The sequence below is a fragment of the Urbifossiella limnaea genome (genome assembly GCF_007747215.1).
Classification (GTDB): domain Bacteria; phylum Planctomycetota; class Planctomycetia; order Gemmatales; family Gemmataceae; genus Urbifossiella; species Urbifossiella limnaea.
This window is the reverse complement of record NZ_CP036273.1, coordinates 6,216,288-6,241,478: the sequence shown is the minus strand read 5'-3', so window position 1 is coordinate 6,241,478 and position 25,191 is coordinate 6,216,288. Positions and strand designations below refer to the sequence as shown.

18 protein-coding genes are annotated in these 25,191 nt (G+C 72.9%); 7 read left to right on the top strand and 11 right to left on the bottom strand.

Annotated elements, in window-relative coordinates; all coding sequences use genetic code 11:
- Nucleotides 1-41: 41 nt before the first annotated feature.
- Nucleotides 42-1,766 (top strand): CRTAC1 family protein, encoded by a 1,725-nt coding sequence (locus ETAA1_RS25410; protein ID WP_145243291.1) that lies wholly within the window; start codon nucleotides 42-44, stop codon nucleotides 1,764-1,766.
- 22 nt (nucleotides 1,767-1,788) lie between these two features.
- Here the strand turns inward: ETAA1_RS25410 and ETAA1_RS25405 are convergent, their stop codons facing one another.
- Nucleotides 1,789-2,583, bottom strand: a complete 795-nt coding sequence (locus ETAA1_RS25405) for a sigma-70 family RNA polymerase sigma factor (RefSeq protein WP_145243290.1) — start codon at nucleotides 2,581-2,583, stop codon at nucleotides 1,789-1,791.
- A gap of 281 nt (nucleotides 2,584-2,864) precedes the next feature.
- On the opposite strand from ETAA1_RS25405, the gene ETAA1_RS32395 reads away from it, so the two are divergent.
- Together ETAA1_RS32395 and ETAA1_RS25400 are read left to right on the top strand one after the other, a co-directional pair.
- Entirely contained in the window at nucleotides 2,865-3,002 is a 138-nt protein-coding gene (locus ETAA1_RS32395; protein ID WP_202920397.1) for a hypothetical protein, read from the top strand.
- 28 nt (nucleotides 3,003-3,030) lie between these two features.
- Nucleotides 3,031-3,963, top strand: a complete 933-nt coding sequence (locus ETAA1_RS25400; RefSeq protein ID WP_145243289.1) for an ABC transporter ATP-binding protein — start codon at nucleotides 3,031-3,033, stop codon at nucleotides 3,961-3,963.
- 5 nt (nucleotides 3,964-3,968) lie between these two features.
- On the opposite strand, the gene ETAA1_RS25395 is transcribed toward ETAA1_RS25400, so the two are convergent.
- Nucleotides 3,969-4,970 (bottom strand): prenyltransferase/squalene oxidase repeat-containing protein, encoded by a 1,002-nt coding sequence (locus ETAA1_RS25395; protein ID WP_145243288.1) that lies wholly within the window; start codon nucleotides 4,968-4,970, stop codon nucleotides 3,969-3,971.
- Between the two features lie 83 nt (nucleotides 4,971-5,053).
- Between ETAA1_RS25395 and ETAA1_RS25390 the strand changes: the two genes are divergently transcribed.
- Nucleotides 5,054-5,992 carry a WD40 repeat domain-containing protein gene (locus tag ETAA1_RS25390; protein ID WP_145243287.1) on the top strand — a complete coding sequence of 313 codons (939 nt, stop codon included), beginning with the start codon at nucleotides 5,054-5,056 and terminating at the stop codon, nucleotides 5,990-5,992.
- Nucleotides 5,993-6,002: 10 nt separating this feature from the next.
- Here ETAA1_RS25390 and ETAA1_RS25385 read toward each other — a convergent pair whose 3' ends face one another.
- On the bottom strand, nucleotides 6,003-7,235 hold the full coding sequence (locus tag ETAA1_RS25385; RefSeq protein ID WP_145243286.1) for a hypothetical protein: 1,233 nt from the start codon (nucleotides 7,233-7,235) through the stop codon (nucleotides 6,003-6,005).
- A gap of 104 nt (nucleotides 7,236-7,339) precedes the next feature.
- Here ETAA1_RS25385 and hemW point away from each other — a divergent pair, with 104 nt between their 5' ends.
- Entirely contained in the window at nucleotides 7,340-8,494 is a 1,155-nt protein-coding gene (gene hemW / locus ETAA1_RS25380) for a radical SAM family heme chaperone HemW (RefSeq protein WP_145243285.1), read from the top strand.
- 207 nt (nucleotides 8,495-8,701) lie between these two features.
- Here hemW and ETAA1_RS25375 read toward each other — a convergent pair whose 3' ends face one another.
- From ETAA1_RS25375 to ETAA1_RS25360, 4 genes are all read right to left on the bottom strand, one after another.
- Entirely contained in the window at nucleotides 8,702-9,205 is a 504-nt protein-coding gene (locus ETAA1_RS25375; RefSeq protein WP_202920396.1) for a TraR/DksA C4-type zinc finger protein, read from the bottom strand.
- A gap of 258 nt (nucleotides 9,206-9,463) precedes the next feature.
- Nucleotides 9,464-11,293 carry a redoxin family protein gene (locus tag ETAA1_RS25370; protein WP_145243283.1) on the bottom strand — a complete coding sequence of 610 codons (1,830 nt, stop codon included), beginning with the start codon at nucleotides 11,291-11,293 and terminating at the stop codon, nucleotides 9,464-9,466.
- Between the two features lie 115 nt (nucleotides 11,294-11,408).
- Nucleotides 11,409-12,800 (bottom strand): DUF1501 domain-containing protein, encoded by a 1,392-nt coding sequence (locus ETAA1_RS25365; protein ID WP_145243282.1) that lies wholly within the window; start codon nucleotides 12,798-12,800, stop codon nucleotides 11,409-11,411.
- An 84-nt stretch (nucleotides 12,801-12,884) separates the two neighbouring features.
- Nucleotides 12,885-15,659 carry a DUF1553 domain-containing protein gene (locus tag ETAA1_RS25360; protein ID WP_202920395.1) on the bottom strand — a complete coding sequence of 925 codons (2,775 nt, stop codon included), beginning with the start codon at nucleotides 15,657-15,659 and terminating at the stop codon, nucleotides 12,885-12,887.
- A 135-nt stretch (nucleotides 15,660-15,794) separates the two neighbouring features.
- Here ETAA1_RS25360 and ETAA1_RS25355 point away from each other — a divergent pair, with 135 nt between their 5' ends.
- Nucleotides 15,795-16,244, top strand: coding sequence for a DMT family transporter (locus ETAA1_RS25355; protein WP_145243281.1), 450 nt, complete (start codon nucleotides 15,795-15,797; stop codon nucleotides 16,242-16,244).
- A gap of 49 nt (nucleotides 16,245-16,293) precedes the next feature.
- Nucleotides 16,294-17,097: a tryptophan synthase subunit alpha gene (gene trpA / locus ETAA1_RS25350; RefSeq protein ID WP_145243280.1), complete on the top strand. Its 804-nt coding sequence runs from the start codon at nucleotides 16,294-16,296 to the stop codon at nucleotides 17,095-17,097.
- Between the two features lie 50 nt (nucleotides 17,098-17,147).
- Here the strand turns inward: trpA and ETAA1_RS25345 are convergent, their stop codons facing one another.
- The 4 genes from ETAA1_RS25345 to ETAA1_RS25330 all read right to left on the bottom strand — a co-directional run bounded on the left by ETAA1_RS25345 (nucleotide 17,148) and on the right by ETAA1_RS25330 (nucleotide 24,951).
- Complete coding sequence (locus tag ETAA1_RS25345; protein WP_145243279.1) at nucleotides 17,148-18,848, bottom strand: alginate export family protein; 1,701 nt, start codon at nucleotides 18,846-18,848, stop codon at nucleotides 17,148-17,150.
- 220 nt (nucleotides 18,849-19,068) lie between these two features.
- The gene (locus ETAA1_RS25340; protein WP_145243278.1) at nucleotides 19,069-20,397 is read right to left on the bottom strand and encodes a hypothetical protein; all 1,329 of its coding nucleotides are present in this window, start codon (nucleotides 20,395-20,397) and stop codon (nucleotides 19,069-19,071) included.
- A 101-nt stretch (nucleotides 20,398-20,498) separates the two neighbouring features.
- Nucleotides 20,499-21,782, bottom strand: coding sequence for an FG-GAP repeat domain-containing protein (locus ETAA1_RS25335; RefSeq protein WP_145243277.1), 1,284 nt, complete (start codon nucleotides 21,780-21,782; stop codon nucleotides 20,499-20,501).
- A gap of 73 nt (nucleotides 21,783-21,855) precedes the next feature.
- Entirely contained in the window at nucleotides 21,856-24,951 is a 3,096-nt protein-coding gene (locus ETAA1_RS25330; protein WP_202920394.1) for a serine/threonine-protein kinase, read from the bottom strand.
- Nucleotides 24,952-25,191 lie beyond the last annotated feature (240 nt).

Genomic DNA, 25,191 nt, shown 5'->3' with positions numbered 1-25,191 from the left:
GTAGAACGATAGACGCCCCCTCACCCGTACCCGGCGCTCCCATGCGTAACCGCCGCTTCCCCGTCGTCGCCGGGTGCCTCCTCGCCGCCGCGCTCGCCGTTGTGGGCTGCTCCGGCGGCGGTTCCGCCGTCGTCGCGCCCGCGCAGCCGGAGGAGCCGGTCGGCCCGCCGCTGTTCGAGGACGTGACCGCCGCCTCCGGCGTCGCGTTCACCTACAAGAATGGCGAAGAGGCCGGCAACTTCGCCATCATCGAGTCGCTCGGCGGCGGGGCCGCGCTCCTCGACTACGACGGCGACGGCCTCCTCGACGTCTTCCTCCCCGGCGGCGGCCACTACCGCGACAAGACCGTCCTCGGCCACCCGTGCAAGCTGTACCGCAACCTCGGCGGCTTCAAGTTCGAGGACGTGACCGCGAAGGCCGGCCTGGATCGGGTCACGTTCCAGTACAGCCACGGCGCCGCCGCCTTCGACTACGACCGCGACGGCCGGCCCGACCTCCTCGTGACCGGGTACAGCCGGCTCGTGCTGCTCCACAACGACGGCGACGGCCGCTTCACCGACGTGACCGCGAAGGCGGGGCTGAACGACAAGCTGTGGTCGGCGTCGGCCGGGTGGGGCGACCTGGACGGCGACGGGTTCCCCGAAGTCTACGTCACCCACTACGGCGACTGGGGCTTCGACACCAACCACCCCACCGACTGCACCTACGACGGCAAGACCCGCGACGTGTGCCAGCCGCGCCGCTTCAAGGCGCTGCCGCACACCCTGTACCGGAACACCGGCAACGGCACGTTCGCCGACATCACCCCGACGCAGAACCTGCGCACCGACGGCAAGGGGCTCGGCGTTCTCGTCGCCGACCTGAACAACGACGGCCGGCCGGACGTGTACGTGGCCAACGACACCGACGACAACTTCCTGTACGTGAACCGCGGCAAGGCGGGCGGCCCGGTGGACCTGAAAGAGGGCGGGCTGTTCAGCGGCATGGCCCGCGACGACCGCGGCATGGCCAACGGCAGCATGGGCCTCGACGCCGCCGACTTCAACCGCACCGGGCTGGCGTCGGTGGTCGTGACCAACTACGAGAACGAGCTGCCGGCGCTGTACCGCAACCGCAGCGGGCCGGGGAAGGAGCAGTTCACCTACGACACGCTCCCGTCCGGCCTCGCGGTCGTCGGCGGCAGCTACGTCAGCTGGGGCACCGGGTTCTTCGACTACGACCTGGACGGGTGGGACGACCTGATGATCGTCAGCGGCCACGCCATCCGCTTCCCGACGAAGATCGACCGCCGGCAGACGCCGCTGCTGCTGCGGAACGAGGCGGGGAAGTTCAAGCCGGTGACGCGGCAGGCCGGGCCGTACTTCCGCTCGCCGCACAACGCCCGCGGCCTGGCCGTCGGCGACCTGGACAACGACGGCCGGCCGGACCTGGTGGTCAGCCACCTCAACGAGCCGGTTTCGGTGCTGCGGAACGTGGCGGACGGCAAGAACTGGCTGGGGCTGGTGCTGGCCGGCGAGAAGAACCGCGACGTGGTCGGCGCCCGCGTGGTGGTGACGAGCGCCGGCGGCACGCAGACCAAGTTCGCGAAGGGCGGCGGCAGCTTCGCCTCGACGTGCGACCCGCGGCTGCTGGTGGGCCTGGGCGCCGACGCGGCCGTGACCGGCGTGACGGTCCACTGGCCGTCGGGGAAGACGCAGGAGTTTTCAGGCGTGACGCCCGGGGCGTACTGGGTGCTGACCGAGGGTGGTGTCGCGCGGCGGCGGTGATCCGCCGCTCGCGGCGGGCTGATCACGCCGCCAGCGACTCGCGCAGCGCCGCCAGCGCCGAGCGCTCGATCTGCCGGGCGCGCTCGCGGGTCAGGCCGAACTGCCGGCCCACGTCTTCGAGCGTCATCGGCTCGCCGCCGTCGAGGCCGAACCGCAGCCGTAGCACCGCCGCCTCGCGCTCGTCGAGCTGGTCGAGTGAGCCGAGCGCCGCCCGCACCTCGTCGGCCGTGGCGAGCCGGTCCTGTGGGGCCGCCGCGTGAATGTCCGCCAGCAGGGCGTTCGGGTCCTCCTCGCCGCCGGTCGCGCGGGCCGAGCCGACCGCCTTCAGCGCCTTGGCCACCGCCCGCGCCTGGCCCCGCTTCAGCCCCAACTCCGCGGCGATTTCGGTCGCCAGCGGCTCCCGCCCCAGCGAGTCCCGCAGCGCCGCTTCCGCGCGCCGCCACTTCGGCAGCAGCACGCCCATGTACTGCGGCAGCCGCACGGCGTGGCCGTACTTGTTCAGCGCCACCCGCACCGCCTGCCGGACCCAGAACGCGGCGTAGGTGCTGAACCGCGTGCCGGCGGCGGGGTCGAACCCCTCCACGGCCCGCAGCAGGCCGACGTTCCCCTCGGCGATCAGGTCTTCGAGCGCCAGCCCGCGGCCGCCGTACTGGCGGGCGATGCTGACCACCAGCCGCAGGTTGGCGCGGGCGAGTTGGTCGCGGGCCTCCACGTCGCCGGTGGCGATGCGGCCGGCCAATTCGCGTTCCTCGGCGGCGGTCAGCAGCGGGGTGCGGTCGATCTCGGTGAGGTAGCTGGCGAAGGGGTCGCGGCTCACGGTGGGCCTCGCGTGATGACGGCGCCCCGGCGGGCCGGCGTGCGGCCCGTGGCGGCGACTGTGTGGGGGTGGTTCAGACCCGGCCGGAGATCGGGTAGACGCGGGTAACGTGGGACACGAAACGGCGGCGGTCAAACGGAAAAATCGACACGATCGGTTCCGCCCGGAAACCCCGGCGTTTCGGAACCGTGTCAGGAGCGTCTGGCGGGTTAACAACCGGTGAACGTCACGAAGCCTGGGGACGGCCGTACCCGCGCTGTCACCCCTGCTCAGCTCGACTCGTGCCGTTCCTGGAGCAGGAGCCGACCGGCTCGGACGCCCGGTTCAGCCACGGCATCTGCCCCGATTGCTGGAAGGGCGTGCTGGAGCCGCAGTTCGCCGCCGAGGGGATCGAGGCCGAGTCGCCGTACCCGGGGTGATCCGGGCGCGGGCCGTATCATACCCGGCATGTCCGCCCCCGTGCTCGCCGCCGACGGCATCCGCAAGGCCCACGGCGGCACCCTCGCCCTCGACGGCGTCTCGCTCGCCGTCGGCGAGGGCGAAGTCTTCGGCCTCCTCGGCCCGAACGGCGCCGGCAAGACCACCCTCATCTCGATCCTCGCCGGCCTCGCCGCCGCCGACGCCGGCGCCGTCACGCTGTTCGGTCAGCCGTTCACCCCCGCCGACCGCGGCCGCCGCCGCCTCGTCGGCATCGGCACGCAAGACCTGAGCATCTACCCCGACCTGACGGCGCGCGAGAACCTGCGGTTCTTCGGCAAGCTGTACGGCCTCCGCGGCGCCGACCTGAACAGCCGCGTGACCGAGCAGCTCGCCGCCGTCGGCCTCGCCGACCGCGCCGACGACCGCGCCGGCACCTTCTCCGGCGGCATGAAGCGGCGGCTGAACCTGGCGGCGGCGGTCGTCCACCGGCCGCGGGTGCTGTTCCTGGACGAGCCGACGACCGGCGTGGACCCGCAGAGCCGCAACCACATCTTCGAGCAGGTAAAGGCGCTGAGCGCCGCCGGCATGACGGTGCTGTACACGAGCCACTACCTGGAGGAAGTTCAGGCGCTGTGCCCGCGGCTGGCGGTGCTCGACCACGGCCGGGTGAAGGCGTGCGACACGCTGACGAACCTGCTGCGCCGGCTGGACACGACGCTGCGGTTGGGCGTGTCGGCGCCGGCCGGGTTCACGGAGCGGCTGGCGGCGCTGCCGGGCGTGCGCTCCGTCGCGCCGACGGCGGACGGGTTCGAGCTAGTGGTGGACGAGGCGGCGCCGGCGCTGGCCCGCGCCGCGGCGGCGTGCGCCGCGGCCGGCGTTGAGTTGACGGCGGTGACCGCGACGGAGCCGACGCTGGAACGCGTGTTCCTGGAGCTGACGGGGCACGCGCTGCGGGACTGACGCGGCTACTCGCTCACGGGGAACAGGTGCCCCCAGCCGAGGAGGCGGGCGTCCGGGGGCAGCGGTTCGACGGGTTTCAAGTACCCGGCCATCACCAGCGTGCCGGCGTGGAAGAAGCAGGCGTCGGCGTCGGACGGGCTGCCGGGGTAGTGGCCGAAGCCGCCGTCGCGGTTGCGGCACGTCAGCGACCAGGATGCCGCCTTCCGCAGCGCCTCCCGGGCCGCGGGCCGGTTGCCGCCGAGCTGCCGCACCACGAACACCGCGTCGAACGTGGCGTGCCGGTCGCGGGCCGGCGGGTTCAGCATCCAGCTGCCGTCCGGCTTCTGGTCGCGCAGCACCCGGGCCAGCATCGCCTCGCCGCGCGGCACCGGCTCGCCGATCAGCCGGTAGTAGTGGGCGGCGTGGAACGTCGCGGCGACGTGGTCGTGCAGGTAGCCGTCGGCGTCCTGCTCCATCAGCGCCTTGATCTTCCGGTCCGCTTCCGGCGGGATGGCCTTGCCGCTGGCCAGGTACGCGAGCGGGAAGAAGCTCGTCATGTACGCCGGCAGCTCCTTGTAATCGGTCTTCAGCACGGCGTCGAAGACGGGGAGCGGGTCGCGGCGCGGCTTCGTGTTCAGCGCCTTCAGCGCCATCACGGCCATCGTCGTGTTGTAGGCCCGGCCCGCGGCCGAGTCGGGGCCGACGGTGCCGGCCACGTTGAAGAACGAGCCGTCGTCGCGCTGCCGGCCGAGGAGGAACTCGCGCGTCTTGGCCTCGTCGGGGAGCTTCCAGCCGAAGGTTTTGTGGAGCACGACGGCGTAGGCGACCGGGGCGAGGTCGCTGAACGCGCTGTCGGACATGCCCTCGTAGGCGGGGTCGATGCCGGGGCGGAACGAGCCGTCGGGCCGGGCCGTATTTGCGAAAAAGCCTCGGAGCGTGGAAGCGATGTAGCCGGGTTCGGCGGACTCCTGGGCCGGCGCGGGAAGTGTGGCGACGAGGGCGGCGAGGAGGGCGGCAGTGGTGCGCATGTCGCCACGGTACACGGGGCCGGGCGCGCCAGCAACCCGTTCGGCCGGTTGCCCCCGCCGCGCCGCCGGTGTAGCGTGGCGACATGCGCACCACTGCCGCCCTCCTCGCCGTCACCCTGGTCGCCGCGCAACCGGCCGACGACGCCCGCACGCTGAAGGGCCACACCGGCTGGGTCGGCGGCGTGGCCTTCTCGCCGGACGGGAAGCGGCTCGCCACCGCCAGCGCCGACAAGACCGTGAAGGTGTGGGACGCCGACACCTGCCGCGAACTCGCGACGCTGAAGGGTCACACGGATTACGTCTCTGCCGTGGCGTGGTCGCCGGATGGTAAGACTCTCGCCAGCGCGAGCTTCGACGGCACCGCGAAATTGTGGGATGCCGCGACCGGCGGCGTGAAGCACACCCTCACCGGCCACAGGGGCGTCGTCATGGCCGTGGCGGTATCGCCCGACGGCAAGGCGATGGCCACCGGCGGCATCGACACGCGCGTGGTGCTGTGGGACGCCCGCGAACCCGTCGCGACTCTGGACGGGCACAAGTCCTGGGTCAACGCCGTGGCCTTCACGCCCGACGGCCGCACGCTCGTGTCCGGCAGCTCCGACAACACCATCCGCCTGTGGGACGTGGCGACCCGGAAGGAGCGGATGGTGATCCGGCCGAACGCAGCGGAGGTGCGGTCGGTGGCGGTGTCGCCGGACGGGAAGCGGCTGGCGGCCGGCACGCGGTACGGCGTCGTCAAGGTGTTCGACCTGGCCACCGGCGCCGAGGTGGCGTCGCTGAAGGGGCACGCCGGCGATGTGTGGGCGGTGGCGTTCTCGGCCGACGGCCGCACCCTCGCCAGCGGCGACGGCGACTGGAACCGCCCCGGCGATGTCCGCCTGTGGGACACCGCTGGCTGGAAGGAGCGGGCGGCGCTCCGCCACACCGGCGAGGTGCTGGCGCTGGCCTTCGACCCGACACGGCCCCGCCTCGCCGCCGGCAGCTGGGACAAGACCGTGAAGGTGTGGACGCTCCCGCGGTGACGCCGCGGTGTCACTCCCGCCGAACCCGGGCGGCGTCGGCCGTCGTCATCGAGCCGTAGCCCTCCGGCCACCGCGACTCCACCTCCACCGCGCCCGCGTAGTCGTCGGGAACCCACGCCCGCCGCCAGTCGGCCGCCTTCGCGCCGGCGCGGTCCACGTACACGCGCACCAAATACTTCCCCGCCGGCAGTGCCGCCTTCCCCGCGGCCCACGCCTTCGCCCGCTCCGAGCCCGGCGCCGCCAGCAGCGTCAGCGTGTGCTGCCACGCCTTCCCCTTGCCCCACACCACGCGATCGGATGTCGCCACCGGCGCCGCCTCCCACTTGTTCGCCGCCGCGTCCCAGGCGTACACGTCGGCCTGGAGGAGCTTGTCGCCCCACTCCGGCGGCGTGTTCGTGAGCTTCAGCCAGGCCTCGGAGCCGAACCGCCGCTCGCGCTCCGGCGGCGGCAGGTCGGCCGCCTTCGCGTACTTCCCGGCGCGGACTGCCGCCGCGTCCTCGATCCAGCCGCGGAAGGCGCGATAGCCCTGATCGCCCGTCACGAACTTGATGCCGCCGCCGTGCTTCACGCCCCCCAGCGGCTTCCGCAGCAGCAGGCTGTTCTCGGGGTTGGAGAAGTCGAGCAGGCCGCTGCCGAGCAGGTAGTTCATGGTCGCCTCGGGGCCGCCGCGCTTGAACCACGCCACGCGCTCGCCGTGCTCCTTCACGTGCTTGTCGCACGCCGGCGTTCCCTCCGTGTGGCAGTTCATGCAGCGGAACCGCATCGCCCACACGTTCGACGCGAACGACTCGGTCACGCGGTCGGCGCGGGCGTGCCGCACCACCTCGACCGGCTTCACCGCCAGCGCCGGCGCCTTGGCCTTCGCGGCCTTCAGCTGCGGGTCGTCGGCGCAGGCCTTGATCCACGCCGAGAACGCGGCGTACTCGGCGTCGCGGACGCCGGCCGGGATGAGCTTCGCCCCGGGGTCGGTCTTGCCGCGGCCGATCAGCTTGAGGATGCGCGAGTCGTCGGGCCGCTCCAGGTCGATGAGCCCCTGGTCGCGGAGCGCGAGGAACGTGTCGCGCGAGCTCGGCAGGATGTAGTCCTTCAGGTCCACGGCCGCGAGGTGGCACTGCACGCAGCTGCTGGGATTCGGCGACTTGAAGATGGGGAGCAGCCGCTGCTCGAAGACCTTGACGGGGTCGTCGGCGCGGGCCGTTTGGGAAACGGCGGCGAGGACGGCGAGCGCGAACAGCGGGCGCATCGGGCACCTCGGAGCGGGCGGGCGGGCGGGTACGAGGCTGCATGTTACCCGAGGCGGGGCGCCGCCTCACGACCCGTCGCCGACGGGGGCGTAAACTGAGCCCCATGTCCGACCCCTGGTTCCACCCGCGCACGGCCTACGTGCACGTCCCGTTCTGCGCCCACCACTGCGGGTACTGCGACTTCGCCGTCGCCACCGGCAGCGACCACCTCGTCGAGCTGTACCTGGACGCCCTGGCCGTCGAGCTGGCCGGCCTCGGCGAGCCGTTCCCCGTCGAGACGCGGTTTATCGGCGGCGGCACGCCCACGCACCTGAGCGCCGACCAGCTCGCGCGCCTGCTCGCGCTGCTGAACCGCTGGCTCCCCGCGCCGCCGGGCAGCGAGTTCAGCGTCGAGGCGAACCCGGAGACGTTCAATGCCGAGAAGGCCGCCGCGCTCGCGGCCGGCGGCGTGACGCGGGTCAGCCTCGGGGTGCAGTCGTTCCGCCCCGGGTCGCTCGCGGCGCTCGAACGCCGCCACACTCCAGAGCAGGTGCCGCGGGCCGTGGACGCCGTCCGCGGGCGCGGCCTGGCGCTGTCGCTCGACCTGATCTTCGCCGCCCCCGGCAGCACCCCCGCCGACTGGGCCGCCGACCTGGACGCCGCCCTGGCGTTCGCCCCGGACCACGTGAGCACGTACGGCCTGACCTACGAGACGGGGACGCCGCTGTGGAAGGCGCGCCGCCGCGGCGCGGTGCCCGCCGTGCCCGAGGACGCCGAGCTGGCGATGTACGAGCACGCCATCGACCGCCTGACCGCGGCCGGGTTCGAGCACTACGAGGTGTCGAACTTCGCCCGGCCGGGGCGGCGCTGCCGGCACAACGAGCGGTACTGGGCGAACGAGGCGTACCACGGGTTCGGCACCGGCGCGGCGCGCTACGTGGGCGGCCGGCGGGAGCTGAACGTCCGCGACACGGTGCTGTACGTGCGCCGCGTCCTCGCCGGCGAGTCGCCCACGTTCCAGGGTGAGGAGCTGCCGCCGCGCGACCGCGCGTTCGAGACGCTGGCGACGCAGCTGCGCCGCGCCGACGGCATCGCCCGCGGCCGCTTCCGCGAGCAAACGGGGTTCGCCCTGGACGAGCTCGTTCGGGGGCGTGTGGCGGCGCTGGTGGCGGCGGGGCTGCTCGCCGACGACGGCGCCGCGGTGACGCTCACCCGCCGCGGCCTCTGCGTCGCCGACGGCGTGGTCGAGGATTTGCTGAAGGCGAACGCGACCGGGTAGCATCGCCTTCGTGCCCGCTAACGCCGTAAGCGCTTGGAATCGCCAAGCGATTGAGCCAATTCCCAGAGAACTGGTTTCACGATCTTCTAGTGGCTGCTGGTGGCAGGTGCAGCTGAACCGCGGTATTCAGCCGGCGATCCGCTGTAACATGCGCTTCGGCAGCTGTCCGTGCCGGCTCCTTTGAAAGTCCATCCCCCAGCGTCGGCGCTACACCCGCTCGATCGCCGTTTGGCACTCCCAGCAGCGGACTGCTTGGGGTACGTTGGCCAGCCTGTGTAACGGGATCGGCTGCCCACACCTCAAGCAAGACGGGCCAACTGGCTCTTGCTCGAACTCCTCAACCCGCATCGCTCCGACCGCTGCCGCGACCCGTTCCGACGCCGGGACGCGGTACGTCAGTATGAGCCGGTCCGCGTCCGGGGCGAGGCAGGCCAACCAGCTCACCCCGGCCGCCGCCAACTCCGGCACCGCGGCCAAGTGCTCAACCATGCGGTTGGCCACCGCCGGCGGCTCCGACAGCAGGTGCGAATAGACGAGCGCGGTGCAGTCCGGGCCGGGGCGCTGGCAGTGGGCCACATATACCGACAGTCGGACGCCGTTCAGGAGATCCACCACCTCGTCCCGCTCCGGCTTCGGATGCGGGCATTGCTTACAGCAGTTACGGGCGGCCTCGCGGGCCATCCGCTCGTTCTCCTCGCGGACGGAGGCCATCGCTGCTTCGCGGAGCCGAGCCGCACGCGCCAACCGATCCGCCTCCTCCATCCGCGGAGCCCTCCGCCGCCGAACTAGGATTCGCGCGCTTCGTGGCGCATTGCAACGCGGCGCCTGCATCGTGGTCGTTACCTGCGACCAAACGGGTCGCAGAGTTCCGCCCTACCGGGCTCGCTACAGTGGCGTGCGCGCCGACTATACGCCGTGGAGCTGACCAGACCTACCTTGCGCACGGGCGATGCTACCGCACCCGGCGCATCAGCGGTCGGCGACGAACTCGACGTACCCGAGGTGCATCTCGTTGAACGTCTGCGGGCCCCAGCGCACCGGCACCGTCGGGTCGGGGTTGGCGGGGTTGCCGCGGCTGTTGTCGTACCACGCGGTGTACTTCAGCTGCGTCACCGCCGGCACCGGCACCGGCTCCGCGTAGCGGTACTCCAGCTGCCAGTTGAAGTCGTACCGCGGCACCTCCAGCAGCGTGCGCGACGGGGCGCCGCCCTCGCCCGGCAGCTCGAACTTCATCGCCTTGCCGCGGACGTGGGCGTGCGGGAAGAACGCCAGAATCCGCGCCGGCGTGTACCACGCCGGCTGCATCAGCCGCGGCGGGAAGAACTTCGCGTCCGACTCGATCTTGTAGTTCGGGTCGCCCGGCGGGATCTCGAACCGGCCGTTCACCAGCGCCGCCACCCGCGCCTCGTGTCGCGGCGGCGCCTTGGCGAACACCAGCCCGATCCGCGTGCGGTCCTCGGTCGCGGTGCCGTTCGGAGTGTAGTGGAGCTGGAACCGCAGGGCCGCGTCCTTCGACAGCTTCTTGGCGTAGCCCTCGGGGTACACCAGCGCCACGGCCCCCGGGGCGTAGGCGGCGAAGAACCCGTCGCCCTCGCCCTTGGTCGGGTCGCCCGGCTTCGCCGCGAACACCAGGGCGTGGTGCGTCACCTGTCGGGCCGTCGGCTGCACCTCCAGCGCGGCGACCCACTTGTCCTCGGTGAGCCCGGTGGGGACCATGATGTTGACGTAGGGCATCACGCCCTCGGCCTTAATCGGCACGGCCCGCGGCAGCTCGATAATCATGTCCGGCTTGCCGATGCTCCAGCCGGTCTCGAACGAGCGCGGGCGGGGGGCGTCGGCCGGGTTCCCCTTCGGACGGTCGCCGTCGAGCCAGGCCAGCAGGTCGGAGCGGTCGGCGGTCGTGAGGGAGCGGTCGTTCATCCACGGCGTGTGCTCGCCCGCGGCCGGCGCCGCGGCGTACCACGGCGGCATCACCTTGTCGGTCACGGCCCGCTTCACGGCGCCGCGGCGGGCGGCCAGCTGCTCGTAGGTGTCGAGCGCGAACGGGGCGGTGCCGCCGGCGCGGTGGCACTCGACGCAGTTCTGCTGCACGATCCGCTCGACGCGGGCGTGGTAGGTGAGCGGCGTCGGCGGCGCGGCCGGGGGCGAAATTTCGCAGCCGGGGGCGGTGGTGGCGGCGACCTTCGGCACGCGGCCGGCGAGGAGGTGGTCGAGGGCGGCGGCGAGGTAGTTGTAGCGCGGCGCGTCGAGGCTGTAGCCGAGGCCGTACTGGTCGCTCACGGCGCCGCGGTACACGACCGTGCGGGCCGGGTCGAGCACGACCACTTCCGTGGTGCTGGTGGCGCCGACGGCGGCGGCGAACTTCTCGTCCGCCAGCGGGTTCACGAACAGGAAGGCGACGTTCTTCGCCGCGTACTCCTTCTCCAGCCGGGCGAGGGCGGGGGCGAACTTCTGGCACAGCGGGCAGCCGGGGTCGGTCATGGCCACGACGAGGTACGCCTTGTCGCGAAAGTCCGAGAGCTTGCCCGTCTTGCCGGCGCGGTCGGTGAACGGCGCGTCGGCGACGAGAACGCCGACGCGGTGGTCGACGGCGCGGCGCACCTTCGGGGCGGTCTTCAGGTCGGGGGCGGACGGTGCGGGTGCGGGCGACGGCGTGGGTGTGGGGCGCGGCGTGACGGGTTTCGCGGTGGGGTCGACGCCGCCCTTGCCGGTGCCGTCGCGGAACGGGTTGCGCCGCGGCTCGTCGGCCGGGACTGCGGTGACGAGGGCGACCGTGAGCAGCAGTGCGGCAACGCGCATGGACCGGTTCCGTGGTTCGTGGGCGGCTATTGTACCTGGGGGAGAGGGGAGGGGTTTCAGGACGCCGCCGCTCGCGGCGTAGCGACACGGCGCTACGCCGCAAGCGGCGGAACAATCAGGCCAGCACCTCGCGCACCACGGTGCCCTTCACGTCGGTCAGCCGCATGTCGCGGCCGGCGTGGCGGAACGTCAGCTTCTCGTGGTCGAGGCCCAGCAGGTGCAGGATCGTCGCGTGCCAGTCGTGGACGTGGACCTTGCCCGTCACCGCCTCGAAGCCGTAGTCGTCGGTGGCGCCGTGCCGCAGCCCGCCCTTCACGCCGCCGCCGGCCATCCACATGCTGTAGCCCTTGTTGTTGTGGTCGCGGCCGTTGGCGCCCTGCGCCGCCGGCGTGCGGCCGAACTCGCCGCCCCAGATCACCAGCGTGTCGTCCAGCAGGCCGCGGCGCTTCAGGTCGGTCAGCAGCGCCGCGGCCGGCTTGTCCACGGCGGCGCAGTTCCGCTCCAGCGACTCCTTCAGGTTCTGGTGGTGGTCCCAGCCGCCGAGGTTCACCTCGACGAACCGCACCCCCGCCTCGACGAGGCGCCGCGCCGACAGGCAGGCCCGGCCGAAGCTGTCGCCGCCGCCGGGGCCGAAGCCGCCGCCGAACCCGCCCCCGCCGCCGCGACCGCCGCCGATGCCGTACAGCGCCTGCGTCTCGCGCGTTTCCTGGGTCAGGTCCATCACCTTCGGCATCTCGGCCTGCATGCGGAACGCCAGCTCGTAGGAGCCGATGAGGCCGTCGATCGCGGCCGCGTCGCCGCCGCGCTCCGCCTCGGAGCGGTTCAACTGCTGGAGGAAGTCGAGCTGCTGCCGCTGCGCGGTGACGGAGCGGCGCGGGTTGGCGAGGTTGGCGATCTGGCCCGAGCGATCGACGCGGGTGCCCTGGAACGCCGCCGGGAGGAACGAGCTGCCGTAGTTGGCGGGGCCGCTGTTGTTGCTCGGCGGCGAGATGCTGACGAACCCGGGGAGGTTGGCGTTCTCGGTGCCGAGGCCGTAGAGGACCCACGCGCCGAGGCTCGGCCGCGGGAACTGGAAGATGCCGCAGTGCATTTGCAGGAACGCCTGCGGGTGTGCCGGCAGGTCGGTGTGCATGCCGTTGAGCAGGCACAGGTCGTCGGCGCGGTTGGCCAGCTCGGGGAACAGGTCGCTGATCCACTGGCCGCTCTGGCCGCGCTGCCGGAACGCCGCCGTGGGGCCGAGGAGGGTGGCGCCGCCGAACCGGCCGCGGTTCGAGGGCTTGCCGTTGTCGGCGATGAGCTTCGGCTTGTAGTCGAACGTGTCGACGTGGCTCGGGCCGCCGTCCATGCACAGGAAGATGACGCGCTTCGCCTTTGGGGCGAAGTGCGGCCGCTTCGGCGCGAGGGGGTTGGCGTCGGCGGCGCGCTCCTGGGCCTGGGCCAGTGCCGAGAACGCGAGGTAGCCGAACCCGGAGGCCGTGGTCTGCAACAGGTGACGGCGTGAGAGCATGGGTGCGGTCCGGGTTAGGGGTGTGCTGGTTACGTTGCCGCTTGCGGCTTCGCGTTGGGCAGCGCGAAGCCGCAAGCGGTCGCGTCACTTGCGGTACTGGAACTCGGCGCTTGCCAGCAGCGCCTGCATCAGCGCCGACCACGTCTCGCGCTCGCCGCGCGGCCCGCGGCCGCCGCTGCGGTACTGCTCCACGAACCGCGTCGCCGTCGTCAGCTCGGCGTCCGTCGGCGTGCGCGAGTAGGCGATCTGGTACGCCGCCCGCACGCGCTCGCTGTCGGCCGTGGTGCCCTTCAGCACGCGCTCGGCGGCGGCGTCGGCGACCCGCAGTGCGAACGGGCTGTTCAGCATGAACAGACCCTGCGCCGGCACCGTCGTCGTCGGCCGCTCCGACACCACCAGGCTCGGGTCGGCGCCGTCGAACAGCTCGAGCGCCTCCGGCAGGTTGTCGCGGACCACCGGCAGGTACACGGAGCGGCGGTTGTCGCGCGGGTCGTTCGGCCCCGGGCCGGCGCCCAGGCCGCCGAGCCGCGGGCGGTTCGACGGCCCCTCGCCCGCCTGTGCCACCGCGGAACCGACCGGCGGCGTCAGGTTCAGCAGCCCGCTCGCGGCGAGCATCGAGTCGCGCAGCGCCTCGGCGTCCAGCCGCCGCGGGCTCATCCGCCACACCAGCGCGTTGTCCGGGTCGGCCTCGGCGTTCTTCGCATCCGTGCGGCTGTCGAGCTGGTAGGCGCGGCTCAGCACGATGCGGCGGATGAGCCGCTTCACGCTCCAGCCGTCGTCCATGAACGACACCGCGAGCGTGTCCAGCAGCGCCGGGTTCGTGGGCGCGCGGCCGGCGACGCCGAAGTTGTCGGGCGTCGGCACGAGCCCCTGGCCGAACAGGTTCAGCCACACGCGGTTCACCATCACGCGCGCCGTCAGCGGGTTGTCCTTCGAGGCCACCCACTCGGCCAGTTCCTTGCGGCCGCTGCCGGCGCGGATCGGCTTCGGGCTCGGCGTCAGCACCTGGAGGAAGCCGCGCGGCACCACCTCGCCCGGCTTGTCCACCTCGCCGCGGATGTACAGCGGGCTGTCGGCCACGGTGCGGCTGCCGAACAGGCCCGGCCCGAACCCGCCCTTCATCCCCTTCGGCTGCGGGCCGAAGCCGCCCGGCCCGAACCCGCCGCCGAAGCCGGCGGGCTTCTCGCGGGCGCCCATCGCCAGCAGTTTCGGGGCGCCGTCGGCGTCGAACGAGTCGAGCTTCGACTTGTTCAGCGCGACCTGCGCGGCGTTGAAGATGTTGTTGATCGGCTCCTTCGTGTCCTTCATGCGCTGGGTGAAGTCGGCGATCGTCTTCTCCGTCGCGGCGCGGCCGGCGGCGCTGAGCGGCTCCACGGCCGCGGGCAGGCCGCACCCCTTCGGCAGCTCCAGCAGCGCGCTGGGCCGCTGGCTCTGCACGAACCGCACGGTGCCGTAGCACGTCTCGGTGCTGCGGAAGATGCCGGCGAGGGCGTAGTAGTCGCGCTGCGGGATGGGGTCGAACTTGTGGTCGTGGCAGCGGGCGCACGCCGCGGTGATGCCGAGGAACGCCTGCGTGGTCACGTCGATCTGCTCGTCGGCCACGTCCAGTTCGTACTGGAGGCCGTTCCGCTCGTTGAGGGCCTTCGGGCCGATGGCCAGGAACCCGGTGGCGATCAGCCGCTCGGCCTGCACCTTCGGGTCGGCGCTCGGCATCAGGTCGCCGGCGATCTGCTCCTTCACGAACACGTCGTACGGCTTGTCGGCGTTGAGCGCGGCGATGACGTAGTCGCGGTACCGCCACGCGTGCGGGAAGTTGAAGTTCGCCGTCTTGCCGCTCGTCTCGGCGTAGCGGGCCACGTCCAGCCAGTGGCGGCCCCACCGCTCGCCGAACCGCGGCGACGCCAGCAAGTGGTCAACGACCTTCACGAACGGCTTCGCGTCGGTGTCGGAGGCGAACGCTTCCACTTCCTCGGCCGTCGGCGGGAGGCCGGTCAGGTCGAGGTAGACGCGGCGGATGAGGGTGCGGCGGTCGGCGTCGCCGACGGGGTGCAAGCCCTTCGCCTCGAGCGCGGCGAGGAGGAAGCGGTCCACGTCCGTGCGCGGCCACGCGGCGTCCTTCACGAGCGGGGCGAGGTGCATCTTCGGCGGCTGGAACGACCAGAACTGCCGGCCCTTCACCACGTCGATTTCCTGGCGCGCCACCTTCTGCCCGTCGCGCGGGTCGGGGGCGCCCATCTTCACCCACGCCTCCAGGTCGGCGATCACGCTCTCCGGGAGCTTCCCCTTCGGCGGCATCGCCGTGGCCTGGTCCGTCGAGCGAATCGCCCTCACGAGCAGGCTGCGCTCGGGGCTGCCGGGCACGACGGCGGGGCCGGTGTCGCCGCCGGCGCGGGTGCCGGCGCGGGTGTCGAGGGCGAGGCCGCCGCGGAGCTTTTCGGCCGTTTCGGAGTGGCACTTGTAGCAGTGCTCGACGAGGGCCGGCCGCACCTTCTTCTCGAAGAACGCCAGCTGCTCGGCGGTCGGGGCGTCGTTGAAGCCGGACCCGGCGGGCGGCGCCTTCCCCGGTGCCTTCTCCAGCTTCCCGCCCTTCTTGTCGCCGAGCACCTTGAGCTCGTCGGCGGTCAGGAAGCCGTCCATGTTGGCGTCGAGCCTGGAGAACACGGCCTTGCCGACGGCGGGGTTCTCCTTCCCCTTCGGGCTCTTGGCGAAGGCCTTGAGGAAGTCGTCCTGCGACAGCTTGCCGTCCTTCGCGGCCTTGGCGAGCTTCAGGAGCGGGTTCGGCTCGGGCTGCCCGCCGGCGACGCCGACCAGCCCGACGGCGGCGGCGAACAGGGCGGCGACCTTGGCGGCACGGATCACGGCTTCCCCCGGCGGTGGGCAGGGCTCGATTGCCTTATTTAACTCCAAAACGGCGGGCGGGTTTCACCGGCGACCGATTCTCACGCCGGCTTCACATCGCCCGCCACGAATGCGGCCGGCCCTTACAATCCCCCCATGAGTCACGCCGCCGTGTTCGTGCTGCTGGCCGCCGGGGCCGGGGCGTGCATCGCCCTCCAGGCGTCGGCCAACGGCAACTTCAGCCGGAACATCGACAGCCCGTTGTTCGCCGCGTTCTTCTCGATCTGCGGCACCATCCTCACGGCCGCCGCCGCGATGCTGCTGCTCCGCCCGACGGCGCCGTCGGCCGAGGCGCTCCGGCAGGCGCCGTGGTGGAACTGGATCGGCGGCCCGCTCGGGGCCCTGATCGTACTGGCTGGCGCCACGCTGGTGTCGGAACTGGGCGCGGCGCTGTTCATCGCGTCGGTGGTGGCGGGGCAACTGCTGTGCTCGCTGCTGCTGGACCACTTCGCCCTGCTGGGGCTGCCGGAACAGGTGCTCACGCCCGGTCGGGTGCTCGGGGCGCTGCTCGTGGTGGCGGGCGTGGTGTGCATGAAGTACCTGTGACCCGCCCGGCGCAACGCCGCAACCGGCGGGAACCGATAAAACCACCCCCATGAATCCGATCGATGCGCTCTTCCGCCGCCTCCGGGCCGAGAACCGGCGGGCGTTCATGCCGTTCGTCACCGCCGGCGACCCCGACCTCGCCTTCACCCGCGACCTGCTGCCGGCCGTGGCCGAGAGCGGCGCCGACCTCGCCGAAATCGGCATCCCGTTCTCCGACCCCATCGCCGACGGGCCGGTCATCCAGGCGTCGTACACCCGCGCCCTCACCCCCGGCCTGAAGCTCGCCGACGTGTTCGCCGCCACCGCCGCCGTCGCCGCCCGGCCCGGCTGGACGATGCCGATGGTGGCGATGGCGTCGTACTCGCTCGTCTACAAGCGCGGCCCGGACGCCTTCATGACCGCCGCCCTCGCGGCCGGCCTCAGCGGCGCCGTCGTGCCGGACCTGCCCGTCGAGGAGGCCGAGGAACTGTCGAAGCGCGCCGCCGACCGCGACTTCAAGCTGATCCTGCTGGTGACGCCGACCACCTCGCCGGCGCGGGCCGAGAAGGTGGTGAAGGCGTGCGGCGGGTTCGTGTACGTGGTGAGCGTGGTCGGCATCACCGGGGCGCGCGACCGGCTGCCGGTGCAGATCGGCGACATGCTCGCCCGGCTGCGGACGATGACCGACCTGCCGCTGTGCGTCGGGTTCGGGGTGAGCCGGCCGGAGCACGTCCGCGAGCTGAAGGACGTGGCCGACGGGGTGATCGTCGGCAGCGCGCTGGTGAAGAAGCTGGAGGCGGCCGCCGGCGACCGGGCGAAGGCGCTGGCCGACGTGCGGGCGCTGGTCCGCGAGCTGAGCGGGGCGCTCCGCTGATGCCGCTTGCGGTGGTGCGCCGCGGCGCACCGCCGCAAGCGGCGGAACCCTCACCACTTGTAGCTGTACTGCAAGTAGAACAACTCCGGGTCCGCGCTCCTCGCCGCGCCCGCGGCGCCGGTGCCGGCCGTGTTGCGGATGAAGTCGCCGGCGAACAGGCGCGAGTACCCCACCAGCACGTCCGAGTGATGCGTCAGGTGGGCGTTCACCCGCAGGTCGATCGCGTTCCCCACGTCGTTGCCGGCCCGGCCGGTGCGGTCCTGCCGCAGCACCGTGCCGTTCGCCGCGTACAGGGCGTCGCGGTCCGAGTCGAGCCGCAGGACGTGGAACTGGGCGATGCACGTCAGCCACTTCTCCGGGTACAGCACGGCCTGCGCGAACACGTCGTTGATGTTCTGCCGGCCCACCACGTCGGTGAAGCCGAAGTAGTAGTGGCCGAACGGGAACAGCTGGTTGAACGTCCGCCGGGTGCCACTTGCCTGCGGGTCCGGGTCGCCGCTGGCGTAGTCGTAGCCGACCCACACCTGCGGCTCCCACAGCGCGTCCTTGAAGTGGTACCCGCCGCTCACCGACGCCGACCGGGCGATGATCGCCTGGTTCGCGTAGCTGCCGAACTGGAACGCCCCCTCGGCGTCCCACAACCAGTTGTTCTTCGCCCCCACCAACCGCGTGCCCATCGTGTTCACGTTCTGCCCGCCGACGGCGCCGTACTGGCCGCGGGCGGTCGGGTTCGTGTTGTCGAGGTTCAGGTAGTACAGGTCGAGGTTGATGCCCGCGGCCGGGCGGTACGTGAAGAACGCCCCGCTGAACACCTGGTTGTTGTCCACCGAGTCGAACCGGCCGGCGTTCGGCACCACCGGCTGCACCACGAACAGGTCGAAGTCCCACTTGTCGGTGCGGGTGAACGCCTTGACGCCCTGGAAGGTGCGCCGGGTGTTCACCCACTCCAGCGGGCTGACGAGCCGCTGCGAGCCGTAGATGAGCTCCTGCCGCCCGGCGCGGACGTACACCGGGTTGTCCTTCTCGCCGAACTGGGCCACCCGCGCGTCCACGAACAGGTTGAGGATGTCGCCGCGGTCCGCGTCCGTCGCCAGCGGGGTGAAGCTGCGGCGGGTGTAGTCGGCGTACAGGAACTCGCCGTAGACGCGCAGCCAGTCGTCCACCCACAGGTCGGCGTAGGTGCGGTTGCGGTACAGGTCGTAGTTGTCCACCTGGCCGGCGAGGCGGTTGTTGCTGTTCACCTCCTGCATCAGCCGGTACCGCACGTCGCCGCCGAGGGTGAGCGTGACGCCGTCGCAAACGTGCATCCACTTCAGCGGGTCGGCGTAGTCGTGCTCGGCGTTCTGGGGGTTCTTCAGGTACGACCAGTTGATGTCGAAGTTGGGCTGCTGCATGAGCCCGAACCGCGGGTACGGGTACTTCGGCGGCGCCTGGCGGGTCTCGCCGCGGAGCTGGTCGAGGGCCGAGTAGTAGCCGCAGCCGACCGGCGGGACGATGAACGAGCCCGACCGCGGCGCCGGCGTCACCCACTTCGGGCCGGCCGGCGCCGGGGCCGGGGCGGGCGCCGCGAGCGTGGCCGTACCCGCAGCCGGTGGGGCGCCTTTCGGGGCGGCTTCCTCCTCGCAGACCTGCGGCACCTCGGGGAGCGTGACCACCGGCGGCAGTTCGGCGGGCGGTTGCGCCGCGGCGGGGCCGGCGGCGAGGGCGACGCCGGCGACGGCGGCGCGAAGGCGTGGGAGGACGTGGCGCATGGGATGTTCCTGGGGCGCCGCCGGGGTGGGTTGGTCGGGCTGAAGGGGTTATCGGCGGCAGACGTGGGCAACCACGCGAGACGGGCTGTGCGGACGGCACCGGGCGCGAGCGGGGGCCGGAATCACCGGCAGAGTTTGCGCAGGTTCACGCGGCGAATTGCGAATACCAGGGGCGTGCCTCAGCTGCGGGCGCGAGTGAAGCGCCGGCAGCGCGGGTCGTTCACACGGTCGTCAGCGCCGCCTGCCACACCGCGTGCGCCACCTCGGGGTGGCAGATGTCGCTGTGCGCACCGGACACGCCGGAGCCGTTGCAGATGACCTCGCTGCCCTCCAGGTTGTACACGCCGCCCGGGGCGAAGGCGTAGTCGCGGTCGGGCTTCACGAGCGACAGGTCGGTCGCCGTCACCCCGGGGCCGCGGACGCCGTGGGTGCCGATCGCGCCGTACTTCGGCAGCTCGCCCGGCGCCGCGAACGCCACCTGCCGCGCCACCCCGGCGCCCAGCGGGTACCACTTCCCGGTCGCCGTGTCGAACGCCGACTGGGTCGAGACGATCGGCCCGCGCACCCGGCCGTCGGCGATCACCTGGCGGAAGTAGCCGCGCTGGCCGGGCACGCCGGGGATGTCGTCGCAGAACGACCACAGCGACAGCGCCCCTTGCAGCAGCGACAGCGACTCCACCGGCTGCGCCACCCGGCCGCGGCCGCGCGGCCCGCCGAGCGTCGCCGCCATCACGATGCACCCGAAGCTGTGGCCGACGAGGTGGAAGCGCAGGTGCCGCGGCGCCGCCTGCATCATCTTCGCCAGCAGCTTCGACCCGGCCGCCTCGCCGAACGCGCGGGCGCGGTCCTTCATCCGCCAGAACGACAGCGTCCGCAGCACGCCGAGCACGCCGCCGCCGCCGAACAGGCCGAAACTCGGCGCGTCCTCCTTCAGCGACTCGTAGATGCCCTGCGGGTCGAAGCCGCTGCGGTCGGCCGCGGGCGTGGCGCCGGCGGCGCCCAGGTCGGCCTCCCAGTTCAGCTCGCGGTACGCCTGCACCACCTCGGGCGAGAGCTGGTCCGGGTCCACGTCCTCGACTGCGGCCGAGACGATGCGCTGCAGCGCCTCGCGGGCCTTCGGCGTGTCCACGATGCGGCTGGCGTAGTCGTCCACGAGCGCCGCCACGGGGTCGGCGGGGCCGTCCACCGGGACGGCGAACGACCCGCCGCCGCCGAACGACTCGTCGCCCCACGGCAGGCTCGGCCAGTGGATGCCGACGACGTGCGGCTTGAAGCCGGGCCGCTGCTGCGCGGCGCGGGCCAGGTCGGCGCCGCAGCTGCCCATCGCGGTCAGCCAGGCGTCGTACTGCGCCTTCGAGGCGGGCAGGTCGCCCATCCACCCGTGGCTGACGACGAACACGTCGGTGATGCCGGTGGCGTCGTCGGCCAGGGTGCGGAGGGTGAGGTCGGACATGACGCCGCTGGGGTCGTCGCGGCGCTCGTCCCCGCCGGCGTCGAAGCCGATGAGGTCGTACCCGGTGCGGCCTTCGTCGGGGGCGATGCGGGGCACGGGCGACTCCCCAAATGGTGAGCCGGGGGCGACTGCCCCCGGATGCTTGAACCACGCGCCACGAGAAGCCGGGGGCTGACGCCCCCGGCTCGCCGGGGCAGCTACCGCCGCACCTGCACGATGACGCGCACGCCCTTCTTGTTCGACGAGATGATGTCCAGCAGCCCGTCGCCGTTGATGTCGGCGACCTCGAACTGGGTGCCGATGCCGCTGTCCTCGTCGATCGTCATCGGGGTGAACGTGGTCATGCCGTCCGGGCCGCGGGCGTTCTTCAGCCAGTAGATGGCCGCCGGCCCGTCCGACCCCGGCTCGGCCATGCCGTGGCTCCACCACCGCTTGCCGGTCACGAAGTCGGGGAGGCCGTCGCCGTCGATGTCCACGAAGTGCGCCGCGTGCGTCTCGCTGACGAGCCGCGGGAAGAGCACCATCGTCTGGAACGCCGGGTGAGCGCCGGGCGACGCCGCCGGCCGCTGCTTGTGCCACCAGATGCCGAACTGGTGCGCCGAGCTGCTGAGCACGTCGGCCTTGCCGTCGCCGTCCATGTCCCAGACGTACATGTCGGCGGCGGCGTTCCCGAGGGCCGCCGGGTGGAACACCCACGGCGTCTTGCCGTCGGCCTTCTCCGGCTGCTCCCACCACCCGGCGGTGCAGATCACGTCCTTCCGCTTGTCGCCGTTCACGTCGCCGACGCCGAGCCCGTGGCTGAACCGCTGCGTGCCGGGGATCTCCTTGCCGGTGCCGGGGACGGCCTTGCCGTCCTTCACCTCCGCCGGCGTGCTCGGCGGGCTGATCGGGTGCATCACCCACTTCGCGGCGGGGTCCTTCTCGTCCGGGGTGAAGTAGGCCATCTGGCCCTCGTTCCCCTTGCCCGGCGGCTGGGAGCCCATCACGAGGACGCGCTTGCCGGTGCCGAGCAGGTCGGTGTACAGCGGCGTCTCGTTACACGCCGAGTGCCAGATGGTGTGCTTCGCCCAGTGGCCGGCCTTCCCCTTCGGGTTCTCCATCCAGTAGCAGGGGGCGCCGGGGAAGTCGATGACGATGAGGTCGGGGAAGGTGTCCTTGTTGACGTCCTCGGCCCAGCAGGCGAAGACGCGGCTGTAGTTCCGCAGGCCGTCGCCGTGGTCCTTGAACGGCTGGAGCTCGTGCGGCGTCCAGTTCGGCGCCTCGTACCAGTACTCGCCGTTGAGCACGTCGACCTTGCCGTCCTTGTTGACGTCGGCGACGGCCACGCCCTCGGAGCGGAACTTGGTGTCGAGAACGGTCTTCTTCCAGCTGATCTTGGCGCCCGCGGCGGCGGGCGTCTTGTCCTGGCCGAGGGCGAGCGGGCCGCCGACGCCGACGGCGGCGCCGAGGGCGACCGCGAGCGCGGGGAGGAGGTGGCGCATGGGGGGAGGCCTCCGGGAGGGGTTCCCCGCCACTGTACGACCGCGGACGGGCGCCCGCCAGCACGAACCGCCGTCACTCCGCCGTCAGCCGCTCCACCTCGGCGAGGCCGGCGGCCGCCGGCGGGAAGCCGGGCCGCACCCGCAGCGCCTCGCGGAAGGCCGCCGCGGCGTCGGCCGTGCGGCCGACCCGCATCAGGGCGCTGCCCAGGTTCGTCCACGGCTGCGGCACGCCCGGTTCGCGGCGCGTCGCCTCGCGGAGCGGCTCCACCGCCCCGGCCGCGTCGCCGGCGTTCAGCAGCGCCGTGCCGAACTGGTAGTGTACCCGCGGGATCGTCGGCTCCAGCTCGGCCGCCCGGCGGAACGCGACCGCGGCCGCGGTGTACTCGCGCTTCCGGTTGCGGGCGACGCCCAGGAACTCGAACGCGGTGGCGTTCGTCGGGTCGAGCCGGGCGGCGGCGTCGAGGGCGGCGATGCCGTCGTCCTCGCGGCCGGCGTTCACCAGCGCGCCGCCGAGCCGGGTCTGCGCCCACGAGCTGGTCGGGTCGATGTCGACCGCCTTGCGGTGCCAGCTTATGGCCTCGGCCGTGTCGCCCTTGTGGGAATAGGCCACGCCCAGGAACTGGTACGCCGGCGAGTGCCCCGGGGCCAGTTCGACCGCCCGCCGCAGCGCCGCGATCCCCTCGTCCGGCCGGCCGGCGTCCACCAGCGCCCCGCCCAGGTGCGTGTGGAAGACGGCCTGGTCCTGCGACTTCCCGACGACCTCCCGCAGGCCGTCGATGTGCTGGTGCGGCCGGTCCGTCCGGGCCGCCAGCACGGCCAGCCGGTCCCACACCCGCTTGTCGGCGGGGTCGGCCCGCGTCGCGGCCCACGCCGCCTCGACCGCCGCCGGCAGGTCGCCGGCCTCGTCCAGCACCCGGGCCAGTTCCAGTTGCGCGTCCACGTACCCGGGGAAGCCGCGGGTCGCCTTCAGCAGCGACGCGGCGGCGCCGAGCAGGTCGCCGGTGGCGGCGAGGGCGCGGCCGAGGTTGTACGCCGCCAGCGGGCTGTCGGGGTCGATCCGGGCGGCGAGCAGGTAGGCGTCGCGCGCCCCGGCCGGGTCGCCGGCCTTCATCAGCGCCACCCCGAGGTTGACGTTGGCGGCGAAGTTGTCCGGCCGCATGGCGCGGGCGGTGCGGTAGAACCCGGCGGCGCGGGCCGCGTCGCGGTGGACGGACAGGTCGCCGAGGTGGAAGGCGATGCGGTAGTCGGCCGGGTGGGCGGCGTGTGCCCGCAGCAGCACCGGCGCCGGGTCCAGCCGCGCGGCCATCATCACGCGGGCCAGCGCCACCAGCGCGGCGGACGTGAGCTCGGCCGGCTCGGCCGCCGCGGCGAGGTCCGCGAGCCGACCGGGGTCGGCCCGCACCTCCGGGTCGCGGAGCCGGTCGGTCCACGGGCCGGGGTCGGCCAGCCGGGTCACCTCCAGCGCCCGCGCCGCCAGCCGCCGGTCGTCCTCGGCCGCCGTCCAGTCGTCGAGCGCGGCCACCAGTTGCGTCCTGATCGGCGACGCCGTCACCTTGCCGACCAGGGCGTCGATTTCCTCGGCGGCGAAGTCGAGGCCGGCGGCGGCGAACGCGGCGCGGAAGTCGCCCGAGGCGTCGGCGTACCGGCCGAGGCTCCCCTGCTGCTGCACCCACACCAGCTGCCTGGTCCGGGCCGCGTCGAGCGCCCGCACGGTGTCCAGCTGCGCCTTCGCCTCGGCCGCGCGGCGCACCAGGTCGTCCGCCTCGACGCGCGCCGCCAGCGCGGCGGCCAGCGCCACGGCCCGGTCGGCGTCGTCGAACCGGAAGCGGTCGCGGAGGTCGGCGGCCAGCGCCAGGTGCTGGGCGGCGTTGGCGCGGGTCGAGCTCGACTCGCCGTCGGCCCGCTCGTGGGCCAGGTCGCGCTCCAGCTGCAGCCGGGCCTGCGCCGCCGCGGCGTGACCGGCCTCCTGCTGGCGCTCGCGCTCCACCCGGTCGTGCCACCACCCGGCCAGGCCGGCGGCCGCGCCCATCACGACGAACGCCGCCCACAGCCCGGCGTGGGCGCGGCGCGTGCGGCCGTCGGCGGCGGCGCGGGCCGCGGACGCGCGGGCCTCGGCGGCGACGCGCGCCTCCGCCGCGGCGCGGTCCGACTCGGCCCGGCGGGCGCGGTCCTCGGCGCGGGCCCGGTACGCGGCGACGGCCTCGGCCACGGCCTTCCCGTCGGCCGGGCGGTCGTCCGGGTACGGGCTCAGGCAGGCGTAGGCGAGCCGCGTTAACTCGGGGTCGGCGCCGGCGTGCGGCAGGTCCGCGCGCAGCGCCGCCGCCGCCTCGATGCCGTCCTCGGCCGCGCTGCCCGCCGTCCAGTCGTCGGGGACCGGTTGCCGGCCGGTGAGGACGAGCGCCAGCACGCCGCCGAGCGCGAACACGTCGGCCCGCGCGTCGATGGCCTCGCCGCGGGCCTGCTCCGGCGCCATGTACCCGGGCGTGCCGAGGACCGTCCCGGCCAGCGTGAGTGCGGAGTGCGTTGAGGTGGGCGCGGAGTCCGGAGGCGCCGGCCGCGACTCGGGCCTGGCCGCCGCGCGCCGCACGCCGCACTCCGCACCGTCCGCCGCGAGCCCCCAGTCCATGACCTGCACCTCGCCGAACGCCCCGACCATGACGTTCGCCGGCTTCAGGTCGCGGTGGATGATCCCCTGGCTGTGGGCGTACCCGACGGCCTGGCACAGTTGCTCGAACACGCCGACGAACCGCCCCAGTGCGTGCCGCGGGTCAGGCCGGTCGCCGAGTAGCGCGGCCAGGGTGCGGCCGCGGACCAGCTTCATCACCAGGAACGGCTGCCCGGCCGGGGTGCGGCCCAGGGCGTGGACCGGCGGCACGCCCGGGTGCGGCAGCCGGGCCGTGATCTCCGCCTCGCGGGCGAACCGGTCGGCGGCCGTCGGGTCGGACGTGGGGAGGAGGAACTTGATGGCCACTTCGCGGTTCAGCTTCGGGTCGCGGGCGGCGACGACGCGCCCCATGCCGCCGCGAGCGATCTCGTGGATCACCACGTACCCGGGGGCCGCGTCGGCGGCCGACGGCGGCAGCGGCGTGCTGACCGCGGTCCCGCCCGCGATGACGCAGGTGGGGTCGGGTTCGGGAGGGTGTAGGCTATGGGTGCGGGCGTCGGGCACGGACGGACCTCCGCTGTCGGGTCGTGGCGACCGGACCGGTTGCGCGGGTGGTGCGGCTGTACCGTAGAACAGGATTTGGCAGCGGGGGCGTCCGTGTGGTCGTGCCGGTGTCATGGTGTCCGGCGGACGGCTACCCCGCTTTGCGGCCGACGACGTGGCCTAAAACAGATCGCCGCTCGAGCGACGATTGCATACCGGCAGTCGGTCCCAAGTTGCCACCGCGTAGGTGGTTCCGGCCGA

What these genes read in the sequence shown, in the direction of transcription:
- ETAA1_RS25410 (WP_145243291.1), top strand. Translation starts at nt 42, where the DNA reads ATGCGTAACCGCCGCTTCCCCGTCGTCGCCGGGTGCCTCCTCGCCGCC.
- ETAA1_RS25400 (WP_145243289.1), top strand. Translation starts at nt 3,031, where the DNA reads ATGTCCGCCCCCGTGCTCGCCGCCGACGGCATCCGCAAGGCCCACGGC.
- ETAA1_RS25395 (WP_145243288.1), bottom strand. Translation starts at nt 4,970, where the DNA reads ATGCGCACCACTGCCGCCCTCCTCGCCGCCCTCGTCGCCACACTTCCC.
- ETAA1_RS25390 (WP_145243287.1), top strand. Translation starts at nt 5,054, where the DNA reads ATGCGCACCACTGCCGCCCTCCTCGCCGTCACCCTGGTCGCCGCGCAA.
- ETAA1_RS25385 (WP_145243286.1), bottom strand. Translation starts at nt 7,235, where the DNA reads ATGCGCCCGCTGTTCGCGCTCGCCGTCCTCGCCGCCGTTTCCCAAACG.
- hemW (WP_145243285.1), top strand. Translation starts at nt 7,340, where the DNA reads ATGTCCGACCCCTGGTTCCACCCGCGCACGGCCTACGTGCACGTCCCG.
- ETAA1_RS25375 (WP_202920396.1), bottom strand. Translation starts at nt 9,205, where the DNA reads ATGGCCTCCGTCCGCGAGGAGAACGAGCGGATGGCCCGCGAGGCCGCC.
- ETAA1_RS25370 (WP_145243283.1), bottom strand. Translation starts at nt 11,293, where the DNA reads ATGCGCGTTGCCGCACTGCTGCTCACGGTCGCCCTCGTCACCGCAGTC.
- ETAA1_RS25365 (WP_145243282.1), bottom strand. Translation starts at nt 12,800, where the DNA reads ATGCTCTCACGCCGTCACCTGTTGCAGACCACGGCCTCCGGGTTCGGC.
- ETAA1_RS25355 (WP_145243281.1), top strand. Translation starts at nt 15,795, where the DNA reads ATGAGTCACGCCGCCGTGTTCGTGCTGCTGGCCGCCGGGGCCGGGGCG.
- trpA (WP_145243280.1), top strand. Translation starts at nt 16,294, where the DNA reads ATGAATCCGATCGATGCGCTCTTCCGCCGCCTCCGGGCCGAGAACCGG.
- ETAA1_RS25345 (WP_145243279.1), bottom strand. Translation starts at nt 18,848, where the DNA reads ATGCGCCACGTCCTCCCACGCCTTCGCGCCGCCGTCGCCGGCGTCGCC.
- ETAA1_RS25335 (WP_145243277.1), bottom strand. Translation starts at nt 21,782, where the DNA reads ATGCGCCACCTCCTCCCCGCGCTCGCGGTCGCCCTCGGCGCCGCCGTC.